Here is a 13,237-nt window from a genome sequence, read left to right on the forward strand (position 1 = left end):
ATGAACTACGAAGGCAAAACCGCACTGGTGCTGGGCCTGGGTGAATCCGGGCTGGCGATGGCGCAATGGCTGGCCCGTTGCGGCGCGCGCGTGCGCGTGGCCGACACGCGTACCGAGCCGCAGCGCCTGTTCGCCCTGCGCCAGGCGGTGCCGAACGCCGATTTCCTCGGCGGCGAGTTCGGCGAGAGCCTGCTGGACGGCGTGGATTTCGTCGCGGTCAGCCCGGGCCTGGCCCCGGATCGCGAGCTGGCCGTGGTGAGTCCGGCCGCGCGCGAGCGCGGCATTCCCGTGTGGGGCGAGATCGAGCTGTTCGCGCAGGCGCTCGCGCACCTGCGCAGCGAGCGTTCGTACACGCCGAAAGTCATCGCCATCACCGGCACCAACGGCAAGACCACGGTCACCAGCCTGACCGGCCTGCTGTGCCGCCGCGCGGGCCTGTCGACCCGCGTCGCCGGCAACATCAGCCCGGCGGCGCTGGACGTGCTGCGCGAATGCCTGGACGGCGAAGACCTGCCGCAAGCCTGGGTGCTGGAGCTGTCGAGCTTCCAGCTGCACACCACCTTCAGCCTGCAGGCCGATGCGGCGACCGTCCTGAACGTGACCCAGGACCACCTGGACTGGCACGGCAGCATGGACGCCTACGCGGCGGACAAGGCGCGCATTTTCGGGAGCGACACCATCCGCGTGCTGAACCGCGACGACGCCACCGTGATGCGCATGAAGGCCGTCGAGACGCCGGCCTTCACCTTCGGCACCGGCGAACCTGTGGAGCCGGACAGCTTCGGCCTGATCAACGAGCGCGGCGTGCTGTGGCTCACGAATGCCGTCGCGCTCGATGACGAGCCTTTGAAAAAGCTGAAAAAGGGCGAGATCGCGCCGCCCGTGGAAGTCACCGTCAATCGCCTGATGCCGGCCGACGCGCTCAAGATCCGCGGCCTGCACAATGCCTCGAACGCACTGGCCGCGCTGGCCCTGTGCCGCGCCTGCGGCCTGCCGCTGGCGCCGCTGCTGCACGGCCTGCGCGAGTACGCGGGCGAGCCGCACCGCGTGGAGCTGGTCGCCAATATCGACGGCGTGGACTATTACGACGACAGCAAGGGCACCAATGTCGGCGCCACCGTCGCCGCCCTGGAAGGCCTGGGCAAGGCGTTCGCGGGCGAAGACCAGCAGATCCTCCTGATCGCCGGCGGCGACGGCAAGGGCCAGGACTTCGCGCCGCTGGCAGGACCAAGCTCGCGCTACGTGCGCGCCGTGCTGCTGATCGGCCGCGACGCCCCAAGCGTCAAGGCCGCCATCGAGCCGACCGGCGTGCCGGTCTTCGATCTCCCGGGCCTGCCGGAAGCGGTGCGCCGCGCAAGCGGTCTCGCGCGTCCGGGTGACGCGGTGCTGCTGTCGCCGGCCTGCGCCAGCCTCGACATGTTCACCAACTACGCGCACCGCGCGCAGGTGTTCGTCGACGCCGTCCGCGACATCGCACTGGAAAAGGGGCAGGAGATCTGATGGCCTTCCAGATTCCATTCAAGTTTTCCGCTTCAAACAGCGACGCGACCATCGCGGCCCGCAGCCGTCCGTCGAAAATGATGGATTACGACCAGCCGCTGGTCTGGGTCACCGTGCTGCTGATGCTGTTCGGCCTCGTGATGGTGTATTCGGCGTCGATTGCGCTGCCGGACTCGCCGAAGTTCGCCTATTTGCAGGACAAGAACGAGTACTTCCTCTATCGCCAGATGATGTACATCGGCGTGTCGATGGCCGCAGCCGCCGTGGTGTTCCAGGTCCCGGTCGCCGTGTGGCAGAAGTACGCGCCGCTGCTCTTCATCGGCACCCTGGTGCTGCTGGTGATCGTGCTGATCCCGGGCATCGGCGTCTCGGTCAACGGCGCGCGCCGCTGGCTGCCGCTGAAGGTCATGAACCTGCAGCCCTCCGAGCTCATGAAGATCGCCGCCGTCCTGTACGCGGCCGATTTCACGGTACGCAAGCAGGAATACATGCACAAGCTGACCAAGGGCTTCCTGCCGATGATGGTAGCGATCGGCCTGGTCGGCATGCTGCTGCTGCTCGAGCCCGACCTGGGCGCCTTCGGGGTGATCGTCTGCATCGCCATGGGCATCCTGTTCCTGGGCGGGATCAATATCGTCTGGTTCGGCGGCATCGGCGCGCTGCTGGTCCTGATCTTCGTGACCATCATCGCCCTGTCGCCGTTCCGCCGCGCGCGCATGTTCGCCTACCTCGACCCCTGGGAGGAGGGCAATGCGCTGGACAAGGCTTATCAATTGACCCACTCCCTGATCGCTTTTGGCCGCGGCGAGTTCTTTGGCGTGGGCCTGGGCGGCAGCGTGGAAAAGCTGTTCTACCTGCCGGAAGCGCACACCGACTTCATCATGGCCGTGATCGGCGAAGAACTGGGCCTGGCCGGCGTGCTGGTCGTGATCGCCATGTTCTACTGGCTGGTGAAACGCGCCTTCGACATCGGCCGCCAGGCCATCGCCCTGGACCAGACCTTCGCCGGCCTTGCCGCGAAAGGCATCGGCATCTGGATCGGCGTGCAGACCTTCATCAATATGGGCGTGAACCTGGGCCTGCTGCCGACCAAGGGCCTGACCCTGCCGCTCATGAGCTTCGGCGGCTCGGGCGTGCTGTTCAACTGCGTGGGCCTCGCGATCCTGCTGCGGATCGACTACGAGAACCGTGTCCGCATGCGCGGAGGCCGCACATGACGAAGCGTCTCATGGTCATGGCGGCCGGCACCGGCGGCCACATCTTCCCGGGCATCGCGATCGCGCAGACCATGCGCGCGCGCGGCTGGGAAGTCTCGTGGCTGGGCACGGCCCACGGCATGGAGACCGACCTGGTGCCGAAGGCCGGCATCCCGATGGACAGCATCGATTTCGCCGGCCTGCGCGGCAAGGGCCTGAAACACACCATCACGGGGGCTTTCAAGATGCTCGGCAGTTTCGTACGCTGCCGCGGCTACCTGGCCAGGCGCAAGCCGGATGTGGTGCTGGGAATGGGCGGCTACGTCACGGTGCCGGGCGGGGTGATGGCGCGTTCGCGCGGCGTGCCGCTGGCCCTCGTGAATGCCGACGCGGCCCTGCTGCTGTCGAACAAGACCTTGAGCCCGATCGCCCAGCGCGTGCTGTTCGGCTTCCCGGCCGATTTCGGCAAGGCGGCCGGCAAGGCGGTCGTCACCGGCAATCCGGTGCGCCGGGAGATCCTGGACCTGCCCGTACCCGCCGAGCGTTTCGCCGGCCGTACCGGCCCGCTGCGCATCCTGGTGGTGGGCGGCAGCCTGGGCGCCAAGGTGCTGAACGACAGCGTGCCGGCGGCCTTGGCAAGCATCGACCCCGCGGTGCGTCCGATCGTGACCCACCAGTCGGGCAAGAAGAATATCGCGGCCCTGCGCGCCGCGTATGCGCAGGCCGGCGTCGACGCCAACGTGGTCGACTTCATCGACGACATGGCGGCCGCCTACGGACAGGCCGACCTGGTGATCTGCCGCGCCGGCGCGATCACGGTGTCGGAGCTGACGGCGGCCGGCGTGGCCAGCGTGCTGGTGCCTTTCGTGGCCAGCACCACCAGTCACCAGCGCGACAACGCGGTCTGGATGGCGGGACAGAAGGCGGCCGTGTACCTGCCGCAGGGCGAACTGAATCCGCAGCGGTTGGCAAGCCTGCTGCAATCGACGTCGCGCGAGGACTGCCTGCGGATGGCGCAGTCCGCGTACGGCGTCGGCAAGCGTGATGCAAACGAGGCGATCGCGAACGAACTTGAAAGACTGGCAGGCACATGAAACATAAGATCAAGAACATTCACTTCGTCGGCATCGGCGGCAGCGGCATGAGCGGCATCGCCGAGGTGCTGCTCAACCTGGGCTACAACGTCTCGGGCTCGGACCTGTCGAGCAATGCCGCCAGCCAGCGCCTGGCCGAGCTGGGCGCGCGCGTCCATACCGGCCACTCGGCCGAGCACGTGGTCGGCGCCAACGTGGTCGTGACCTCGACCGCCGTCAACGAAGCGAACCCGGAAGTCGTCGCCGCCCGCGCCGCCAAGGTGCCGGTGGTACCGCGCGCCATCATGCTGGGCGAACTGATGCGCCTGAAGCGCGGCATCGCGATCGCAGGCACCCACGGCAAGACCACCACCACCAGCCTGGTCGCCTCGGTGCTGGCCGCCGGCGGCATGGACCCGACGTTCGTCATCGGCGGCCGCCTCACCGCCGCCGGCGCCAACGCCGCGCTGGGCTCGGGCGAGTACATCGTGGCCGAGGCGGATGAGTCCGACGCCTCCTTCCTGAACCTGTCGCCGATGATCGAGGTGATCACCAACATCGACGCCGACCACATGGACACCTACGAGCACGACTTCGAGAAGCTGAAGGCGGCGTTCGTGAACTTCACCCACCGCCTGCCGTTCTACGGCCGCGTCATGCTGTGCATCGACGATCCGCACGTGCGCGCCATCCTGCCGCAGGTGACCAAGCCGGTGACCACCTATGGCTTCGCGGAAGACGCGGAAGTGCGCGCCCTGGACGCCCACGCGATCGGGGTGCAGATGCACTTCACCGTGCGCCAGCAGGGCTACCCGGATGCGAAGTTCGTGCTGAACCAGCCGGGCATGCACAACGTGCAGAACGCCTGCTCGGCGATCGCCATCGCGCGCGAGATCGGCATTTCTGACGAGGCCACCAACCAGGGCCTGCAGGAATTCCGCGGCGTCGGCCGCCGCTTCACCCGCTACGGCGAGGTGGCCATCCCCGGCGGCGGCAGCTTCACCCTGGTGGACGACTTCGGCCACCACCCGGTCGAGACCGAGGTGACCCTGGCCGCCGCGCGCGCCGCCTACCCCGGCCGCCGCCTGGTGCTGGCCTTCCAGCCGCACCGCTACAGCCGCACCCGCGACCTGTTCGAGGACTTCGTGAAGGTGCTGGCGACCCCGGACGTGCTGCTGCTGGCCGACGTCTACCCGGCCGGCGAGGCGCCGATCGTGGCCGCCGACGGCCGCGCCCTGGCGCGCGCGCTGCGCACCGGCGGCAAGGTGGAACCGATCTTCGTCGAGGCGATCGCCGACATGCCCGCCGCCATCCTGAATGCGGTGCGCGACGGCGACGTCGTCATGACCATGGGCGCCGGCTCGATCAGCGGCGTCCCGCACCAACTGACATCTGCAAAGGCCTGATCCATCGTGAATACGAACGCAACCACTTCTACCTTCGACCCGGCTTCCTTCGGCAAGGTCGGCGTGCTCTTCGGCGGCCGTTCCGCCGAACGCGACGTGTCGATCATGTCCGGCACCGGCGTGCTGAACGCATTGAAGAGCCGCGGCGTCGACGCCCATCCCTTCGACCCGGGCACCCAGAGCCTGGCCGAACTGGCCCAGCAAGGTTTTGATCGCGTCTTCATCGCGCTGCACGGCCGCTACGGCGAAGACGGCAGCCTGCAGGGCGCCCTCGAGCAGCTCGGGATTCCCTACACGGGCAGCGGCGTGATGGCGTCCGCCGTCGGCATGGACAAGATCACCACCAAGAAGATCTGGAAGATGGACGAGATCCCGACGCCGGACTACATGACCATCGACCCGTCCACCGACCTCGACGAAGTCCTGGTCGCCCTCGGCCTGCCGATGATCGTCAAGCCGCCGCTCGAAGGCTCGACCATCGGCATCAGCAAGGTCAGCAAGGCGGACGAGCTGAAGGCCGCCGTCGACGTCGCCCTCGGCTTCGACCCCGTGGTGCTGGCCGAGGAATTCGTGACCGGCCGCGAATTCACCGTGGCGGTGCTGGGCAGCGGCAAGACCGCCCGCGCCCTGCCGATCGTCGAGATCGTGGCTCCCGAAGGCAACTACGACTACCAGAACAAGTACTTCACCGACGACACCCAATACCACTGCCCGGCGCCGCTGGATGCGGCCCTGACGGAAGAAATCCAGCGCCACGCCGTGAACGCCTACCGCGCCCTCGGCTGTGAAGGCTGGGGCCGGATCGACGTGCTGGTGCGCCAGGAAGACATGCGTCCCTTCCTGCTGGAAGTGAACACCTCGCCGGGCATGACTTCGCACTCGCTGGTGCCGATGGCCGCGCGCGCGGTGGGCATCAGCTACGAAGACCTGTGCCTGGAAATCCTGGCGTCGGCGCGCCTCAAGATGGCCAAGAATATGGCTGACGTCAAAGGCGAGGGTTAATAGCGCATGTGGCATGACGTCCGCGCCCTCAACGCAAGCGCCAGTTCGCTCATGGCGTTGACGGTGCTCGCCGTTCTCGCGTCGATCGTGTGGTGGCTGTCGCAGCTGCCCATGTTCTCGCTGCGCGCGGTGACGGTGGAAAGCATGTACGAGATCCCGCTGCGCCACGTGAACGAGCTTACGGTGCGCAACGGGGTGATCGGCAAGATCCGCGGGAATTTCTTCACCACGGACCTGGAGCAGGTGAGGGCGACGTTCGAGACCGTGCCCTGGGTGCGCCGCGCCACGGTGCGCCGCGAGTGGCCGAACCAGCTGATCGTCGAGGTCGAGGAACACGAGGCGCTCGGCACCTGGGGCGACGACCGCCTGCTGTCGGTCAAGGGCGACGTCTTCACCGCCAACCTGGCCGAGGCCGACGACGACCACGCGCTGCCGGCCTTCGAGGGCCCGAAGGGGAGCGAGAAGCAGGTGCTGGCGCGCTTCACGGAGCTGCGCACCCTGTTCGCGCCCGTCCAACTGGCCCCGCAGGCGCTGTCGCTCTCGGAGCGTTACGCCTGGACCGTGAAGCTGGACAACGGCATGAGCGTGGCCCTGGGCCGCGAGCAGGACAGCGATACCTTGAAGAAGCGCGTGCAGCGGCTGGTGGGCGTCTACCCGCAGCTGGTCGCGCGACTGCAGGAAGGCCGCATCGACACCATCGACATGCGCTACCCGAACGGCCTGGCGCTGTCCTCGGCGGCGCTGGCGGTGCCGGAAGATGCCAGCAAGCCGGTGAAGCCGGCCAAGAAGAAACCGAATCAACCTAACAAAACAAGCAAACAAACATAAGCAGGCAACAGCAATGACAAAAGACGCGAAGAACCTGATCGTCGGCCTCGACATCGGCACCTCGAAGGTGGTGGCGGTCGTGGCCGAAGTGATGTCCGACGGACGCCACGAGGTGATCGGCCTCGGTCAGCACGAGTCGAAAGGATTGAAGAAGGGCGTGGTCGTGAACATCGAGGCCACCGTCGAGTCGATCCAGCGCGCGCTCGAGGAAGCGGAGCTGATGGCCGACTGCAAGATCCGCAACGTCTATGCTGGCATCGCCGGCAGCCATATCCGTTCCTTCAATTCGAGCGGCATGGTTGCGATCAAGGACAAGGAAGTCACCGCCACCGACGTGGCGCGCGTGATCGAGACCGCCAAGGCGGTCAACATCCCGACCGACCAGCAATTGCTGCATACGGTGCCGCAGGAATTCATCGTCGACAACCAGGAAGACGTGCGCGAGCCGATCGGCATGAGCGGCATCCGCCTGGAGGTGCGCGTGCACATCGTCACCGGTGCGGTATCCGCGGTCCAGAATATTGTAAAGTGCGTGCGCCGTTGCGGGCTCGAGGTCTCGGACCTGATCCTGCAGCCGATGGCATCGGCCGACGCCGTGCTGACCACCGACGAGAAGGAACTGGGCGTGGTCCTGATCGACATCGGCGGCGGCACCACCGACATCGCCGTGTTCTCCGACGGCGCGATCCGCCACACCGCGGTGCTGCCGATCGCGGGCGACCAGATCACCAGCGACATCGCGATGGCCCTGCGCACGCCGACCGGCGAAGCCGAGGACATCAAGATCCGCTACGGCGTGGCCAAGCAGGTGCTGGCCGATCCGGGCGAGACGCTCGAAGTGCCGGGCCTGGGCGACCGCGGACCGCGCGCCCTGTCGCGCCAGGCGCTGGCGGCCGTGATCGAGCCGCGCGTCGAAGAGCTGTTCGCGATGGTGCACACGGTGGTGCGCGAGTCGGGCTACGAGGGCGTGCTCTCGTCGGGCATCGTGCTCACCGGCGGCAGCTCGATCATGCCGGGCATGATCGAAATGGCCGAAGACATCTTCCTCAAACCGGCGCGCCTCGGCACGCCGGACTACCGCGGCCAGCTGGCCGACGTCGTGCGCAGCCCACGCTACGCCACGGTGCTCGGCCTGCTGCTGGAAGCGAAGAAGCAGTACCTGCGCGGGCACATCGTCACGCGTCAGGATGGTTCGGTGAAAGCAGTCTGGCAACGCATGAAGGAATGGATAGCGGGGAATTTCTAAAGCAGGTTTTCAAGCAGGTTTTCAGTAGGTCGCAGGGCACGAAATATTTAGGTACGTCAGCAACAAAACGTTCACGGGTCAAGGTTTTTTAAATACAATCGCTACTTCCGGTTTCAGGGCCTGTCAGGGGCCTGGCAAATCCCTCGAAACCGGCAGCGGCATTTGAATATTGGGAGTTACATCATGGAGTTCGATATGGTCGATAACGCAACACTGGGAACCGTTATCAAAGTCGTGGGCGTCGGCGGCGCAGGCGGCAATGCGGTTCAGCACATGATCAATAAAGGTGTGTCCGGTGTCGAGTTCATCGCCGCAAACACGGATGCGCAGGCACTTGCCGCGTCGAGCGCAAACAACATCATCCAGATCGGCGAATCCGGCCTGGGCGCAGGCATGCGTCCGGAAGTCGGCCGCCAGCTGGCCGAGCAATCGCGTTCGCGCATCGAAGACGCGCTGCGCGGCGCGCACATGGTCTTCATCGCCGCCGGCATGGGCGGCGGCACCGGCACCGGCGCCGCGCCGATCGTCGCCGAAGTCGCCAAGACCATGGGCGCACTGACCGTGGCCGTCGTCTCGAAGCCGTTCTCCTACGAGGGCGACAAGTGCATGCAGGTCGCCGAGCAGGGTCTGGAAGAACTGACCAAGCACGTCGACTCGCTGATCGTCATCCTGAACGAGAAGCTGGAAGACATCTACGAAGACGAGTCGATGCTCGACTGGATGAAGCACGCCGACGACGTCCTGAACAACGCGGTGGCCGGTATCGCCGAGATCATCAACGTGCCGGGTCACATCAACGTCGACTTCAACGACGTGAAGACCATCATGAGCGAGCAGGGCAAGGCCATGATGGGCACCGCGACCGCCGCCGGCGTGGACCGCGCGCGCATCGCCGCCGAGCAGGCAGTGGCGTCGCCGCTGCTGGACGGCATCGACCTGTCGGGCGCCAAGGGCGTGCTGGTCAACGTGACCGCAAGCCGTGGCCTGAAAGGTAAGGAAATCAAGGAAGTCATGGCCGCCGTGCGCGCCTTCGCCGCGCCGGACGCGTCGATCGCTCAGGGCATCGCCTACGACGACGCGATGGGCGACGAGCTGCGCGTGACCGTGGTCGCGACCGGCCTGGGCAAGAACAAGAAGATGCAGCTGGTGCAGCCGCAGCAGGTGCTGCGCACCGGTACCTACAACGCGCCGGTGATGTCGGGCGCGTCGACGGTGGCCGGCGGCCTGACCATGGGCCAGGCGGGCGGCGACGCCATGGGCGGCATGAAGCAGCCGGCCGTGTGGCGCCGCGAGCAGGCATCGGAGCAGGTGCAGGCCATGCAGCGCAACGGCGTCGAGACCTACGACATCCCGGCCTTCCTGCGCAAGCAGGCTGACTGAGCCAGTCCTTGTTCGATAGCGAAGGGCCAGCGCGAGCTGGCCCTTTGTTTTTTTGGCGGACGCCAGCAGGCGGCGGGCGGATCGGCGATAATTGCCGGATTCTCAAAACACTTCAAGGAGCACACCATGACCGTTCAAGTCGGCGACCGCCTGCCGGAAGGCACCCTGTCGGAATTCATCGAAACCGAAACCGCGGGCTGCTCGCTCGGTCCAAATACCTTCGAGGTGGCGGACCTGGTAAAGGGCAAGAAGATCGTCATCTTCGGCCTGCCGGGCGCCTACACCCCGACCTGCTCGGCACAGCACGTGCCGGGCTACGTCCAGCACGCGGACGCCCTGAAGGCAAAAGGTGTCGACGAAATCTGGTGCATCTCGGTGAACGACGCCTTCGTGATGGGCGCCTGGGGCCGCGACCAGAAGGCCACCGGCATCGTGCGCATGATGGCCGACGGTAACGCCGCCTACTCGAAGGCCCTGGGCCTGGACGCCGACTTCTCGAAGCACGGCATGGGCACCCGCTCGAAGCGCTACTCGATGCTGGTCGAGGACGGCGTGGTCAAGGCGCTGAACGTCGAGACCGCCGGCTTCGAAGTCTCGAGCGCCGAGAAGATGCTGGAACAACTGGGCTGAGCCAGGCCGCAACCACTGCAAACGGCGCCGCGGCGCCGTTTTTCATCCCATGATCATCAATGCCGAAACCCCGGACCAGCCGGAAGTCCGCGCCATGCTGGAACAGCTCGACGCCTACTGCGCCGCGCTCTATCCGCCTGAATCGAATCACCTGATGGATATCGCGTCCCTGCTGCAGGGGGATGTGCTGTTCCTCGTCGCGCGCGACGTCGATGGAAGAGCGGTCGGCTGTGCGGCCCTGGTCAACCGCGGCAGGTATGGCGAAGTGAAGCGCATGTTCGTCGATACCGCCCGGCGCGGCCTCGGCACGGGCGCCAGGCTGCTCGAGCATCTCGAGATGTTCGCGCGCATGTCCGGCATCCGCGAACTGAAGCTGGAGACGGGCATCCACCAGCCAGAGGCAATCCGTTTATACGAGCGCGCCGGCTTCGTGCGCTGTGAACCGTTCGGCGACTACCAGCCGGACCCGTTGAGCCTGTTCATGGAAAAAGCCCTTTGAAGCGACCCGGCGGAAACCTGTACAGCATCTACGCGATGATGCTGGCCGTGTTCATGTTCGCCCTGATGGACACGGTGATGAAGCTGCTCTCGCAGCGCTACCCGGCCATCCAGGTGGCGGCGCTGCGCTCGCTCACCTCGCTCCCCCTGATCATCGTCTACGTGGGAGTGAAGGTCGGCTATGGCGGCATATTCAGGATCCGCTGGCCGTTGCACATCCTGCGCGCGGTGCTGGGCATCGCGATGCTGAGCTTCTTCGCCTTCGGCATCCGCAAGCTCTCGCTGGCCGAAGCCTATTCGATCTTCTTCATCGCGCCCGCCATCATCACGGCGCTGTCGGTGTGGTTCCTCAAGGAGAAGGTCAACGTCGCGCGCTGGATCGCCATCGGCGTGGGCCTGTGCGGCGTGCTGGTGGTGCTGCGCCCGAGCGGGGCGGGCTTCCTGACGATCGGCGGCCTGGCGGTGCTGGGCGCGGCGGCGATGTACGCGATCTCGGCGATCACGGTCGGCATCCTGGCGCGCACCGACCGCAGCGAATACATGGTGTTCTGGCTGATGGTGATGATGTCGGTCGGCGCCAGCCTGCTCGCCGCACCCGGCTGGGTGGCGATGAGCCTGAAGGACGCGCCGCTGCTGCTCGGCCTGGCCCTGTCCGGCTTCATCGGCCAGCTGGCGATCACCGAAGCCTTCGCCAAGGGCGACGCCTCGAGCGTGGCGCCCTTCGAGTACACGGCCCTGGCCTGGGCCGTGGGTCTGGACTGGCTGCTGTGGCAAACCCTGCCGGACGGCTGGACCATGGCGGGCGCCGCGATCATCATCGGCAGCGGTATGTATCTGATTCGCCACGAAAAAACCCATGTGGAGTCAGACCATCCGTAGAGATGGACCACCCGTCAGCGCCGTACATAGCCCTGGGCTATAATCGGCGGATGCTGAAACAAAGAACCATCAAACAGGTCGTCCGGACCACCGGTGTGGGCGTCCACTCGGGCACCAAGGTCGAACTGACCCTGCGTCCGGCGCCGCCGGGCGCCGGCATCACCTTCCGCCGCGTCGACTACGACCCCATCGTCGCCATCCCGAGCGCCGCCGACGTGGTCGGCGAGACCCGCATGGCCACGGTCCTGATCAAGGACGGCGCGCGCGTCTCCACCGTCGAACACCTGATGTCGGCCTGCTACGGCCTGGGCATCGACAACCTGGTCGTGGACGTGACGGCCGAAGAAATCCCCATCATGGACGGCTCGGCGGCTTCCTTCGTCTTCCTGCTGCAGCAGGCCGGCGTGGAAGAGCAGGACGCGCCCAAGCGCTTCATCCGCGTGCTCAAGGACGTCGAGATCCGCCAGGGCGAGGGCAAGAACGAGAAGTGGGCGCGGCTGTCGCCCTACGACGGCTTCAAGCTCGACTTCTTCATCGAATTCAACCATCCGGCCGTGGACGGCACCATGCAGCGCGCCGCGGTCGACTTCGGCGAAGTCTCCTACGTGCACGACGTGGCGCGCGCCCGCACCTTCGGCTTCATGCAGGACGTCGAGACCCTGCGCGGCCTGGGGCTGGCGCGCGGCGGCTCCTTGGAAAACGCCATCGTGATGGACGAATACCGCATCCTGAACGCGGACGGCCTGCGCTACGAGGACGAGTTCGTGCGCCACAAGATCCTCGACGCGATCGGCGACCTGTACATCGTCGGCCACCCGCTGCTGGCCAGCTACACGGCGCACAAGTCGGGTCACGCGCTCAACAACGAGCTGCTGCGCAAGCTGCTGGCCCAGCTTGACGCCTACGAGTGGGTGGAGTTCGATTCGCTGGGCGACGCGCCGCCCTCGTATGTGCGGCAGATGACGCGGGAGTGGGCGGAAGTCTGAACCTTCCCGCCAGGATTGAAGGCGCGCCTTCGCAAGCGCGCCTTTTTTATTTGCGCTTTTCGGCGAGCCTGCGCAGGGCCGCTACCAGGTCCTTGTTCTGCGAGGTCTCTTCCAGCGATTCCGCCAGTTCCTCGAAGGCCTGCACCGCCGTGGGCGGCAATTCCAGGGTGCGCATCTGGGGTTTATCGGGCATGGCGCGCCCCACCTGCACCTTCAGGCGGATCGATTCCACCGGCCAGCCCTTGGCGGCCAGCGCCGTCTGCAGCTTCGGGACCATCTGCTTCATGCGCGCAGCCACGGCCGAGCTCGGCACGGCGAGCACCAGCGTGCCTTCGTGGAAGGCGATCACATCGGTATTGCCGGCCATGACGGGCAGGATGGCCGCGCAGTCCGACTGCAGGCGGGCCATGCGCATGGCGGCCGGCAGCAGGCTGGCCATGCGATCGTTGGCGCGCAGAAAGTCGGTGGCGACGATCGACGTTTGCCGGTTCTTGGTACCGTAGATATGCACTGGAAAGGCTCGGGAGAAAAGGGCGGGCTGGGGGGAACATACCACAGCACAGGACATTTGCAATGGCATGGTGATAACGCAAACCCGGACCATGGCGCGCCT

The 13,237-nt window shown here is 66.3% G+C and carries 13 protein-coding genes; 12 read left to right on the top strand and 1 reads right to left on the bottom strand.

What is annotated here, in order from left to right; all coding sequences use genetic code 11:
• The 12 genes from murD to lpxC all read left to right on the top strand — a co-directional run bounded on the left by murD (position 1) and on the right by lpxC (position 12,624).
• On the top strand, positions 1 to 1,500 hold the full coding sequence (gene murD, locus NX780_RS10090; RefSeq protein ID WP_258827734.1) for a UDP-N-acetylmuramoyl-L-alanine--D-glutamate ligase: 1,500 nt from the start codon (positions 1 to 3) through the stop codon (positions 1,498 to 1,500).
• Positions 1,500 to 2,717, top strand: a complete 1,218-nt coding sequence (gene ftsW, locus NX780_RS10095) for a putative lipid II flippase FtsW (protein ID WP_258827735.1) — start codon at positions 1,500 to 1,502, stop codon at positions 2,715 to 2,717. The genes murD and ftsW overlap by 1 nt, the downstream gene beginning before the upstream one ends.
• Positions 2,714 to 3,790, top strand: a complete 1,077-nt coding sequence (murG, locus tag NX780_RS10100; protein WP_258827736.1) for an undecaprenyldiphospho-muramoylpentapeptide beta-N-acetylglucosaminyltransferase — start codon at positions 2,714 to 2,716, stop codon at positions 3,788 to 3,790. Before ftsW ends, murG begins: the two co-directional genes overlap by 4 nt.
• Positions 3,787 to 5,175, top strand: coding sequence for a UDP-N-acetylmuramate--L-alanine ligase (murC, locus tag NX780_RS10105; RefSeq protein ID WP_258827737.1), 1,389 nt, complete (start codon positions 3,787 to 3,789; stop codon positions 5,173 to 5,175). Before murG ends, murC begins: the two co-directional genes overlap by 4 nt.
• Positions 5,176 to 5,181: 6 nt before the next feature.
• A complete protein-coding gene (locus NX780_RS10110; RefSeq protein ID WP_258827738.1) occupies positions 5,182 to 6,177 on the top strand; it encodes a D-alanine--D-alanine ligase in 996 nt (331 codons plus the stop codon).
• 6 nt (positions 6,178 to 6,183) lie between these two features.
• Positions 6,184 to 7,005 carry a cell division protein FtsQ/DivIB gene (locus NX780_RS10115; RefSeq protein WP_258827739.1) on the top strand — a complete coding sequence of 274 codons (822 nt, stop codon included), beginning with the start codon at positions 6,184 to 6,186 and terminating at the stop codon, positions 7,003 to 7,005.
• A 13-nt stretch (positions 7,006 to 7,018) separates the two neighbouring features.
• The gene (gene ftsA, locus NX780_RS10120) at positions 7,019 to 8,251 is read left to right on the top strand and encodes a cell division protein FtsA (protein ID WP_231059350.1); all 1,233 of its coding nucleotides are present in this window, start codon (positions 7,019 to 7,021) and stop codon (positions 8,249 to 8,251) included.
• Between the two features lie 183 nt (positions 8,252 to 8,434).
• A complete protein-coding gene (ftsZ, locus tag NX780_RS10125; RefSeq protein WP_258827740.1) occupies positions 8,435 to 9,631 on the top strand; it encodes a cell division protein FtsZ in 1,197 nt (398 codons plus the stop codon).
• A 126-nt stretch (positions 9,632 to 9,757) separates the two neighbouring features.
• On the top strand, positions 9,758 to 10,261 hold the full coding sequence (locus NX780_RS10130; protein WP_258827741.1) for a peroxiredoxin: 504 nt from the start codon (positions 9,758 to 9,760) through the stop codon (positions 10,259 to 10,261).
• A gap of 49 nt (positions 10,262 to 10,310) precedes the next feature.
• The gene (locus NX780_RS10135; RefSeq protein WP_258827742.1) at positions 10,311 to 10,760 is read left to right on the top strand and encodes a GNAT family N-acetyltransferase; all 450 of its coding nucleotides are present in this window, start codon (positions 10,311 to 10,313) and stop codon (positions 10,758 to 10,760) included.
• A 35-nt stretch (positions 10,761 to 10,795) separates the two neighbouring features.
• Positions 10,796 to 11,638, top strand: coding sequence for a DMT family transporter (locus NX780_RS10140; RefSeq protein WP_258827776.1), 843 nt, complete (start codon positions 10,796 to 10,798; stop codon positions 11,636 to 11,638).
• 50 nt (positions 11,639 to 11,688) lie between these two features.
• Positions 11,689 to 12,624 (top strand): UDP-3-O-acyl-N-acetylglucosamine deacetylase, encoded by a 936-nt coding sequence (gene lpxC / locus NX780_RS10145; RefSeq protein ID WP_258827743.1) that lies wholly within the window; start codon positions 11,689 to 11,691, stop codon positions 12,622 to 12,624.
• A 46-nt stretch (positions 12,625 to 12,670) separates the two neighbouring features.
• On the opposite strand, the gene NX780_RS10150 is transcribed toward lpxC, so the two are convergent.
• Positions 12,671 to 13,135: a DciA family protein gene (locus NX780_RS10150; RefSeq protein ID WP_258827744.1), complete on the bottom strand. Its 465-nt coding sequence runs from the start codon at positions 13,133 to 13,135 to the stop codon at positions 12,671 to 12,673.
• Between the last annotated feature and the right edge of the window lie 102 nt (positions 13,136 to 13,237).

The sequence above is a fragment of the Massilia agri genome (assembly GCF_024753255.1).
GTDB classification, from domain to species: domain Bacteria; phylum Pseudomonadota; class Gammaproteobacteria; order Burkholderiales; family Burkholderiaceae_D; genus Telluria; species Telluria agri.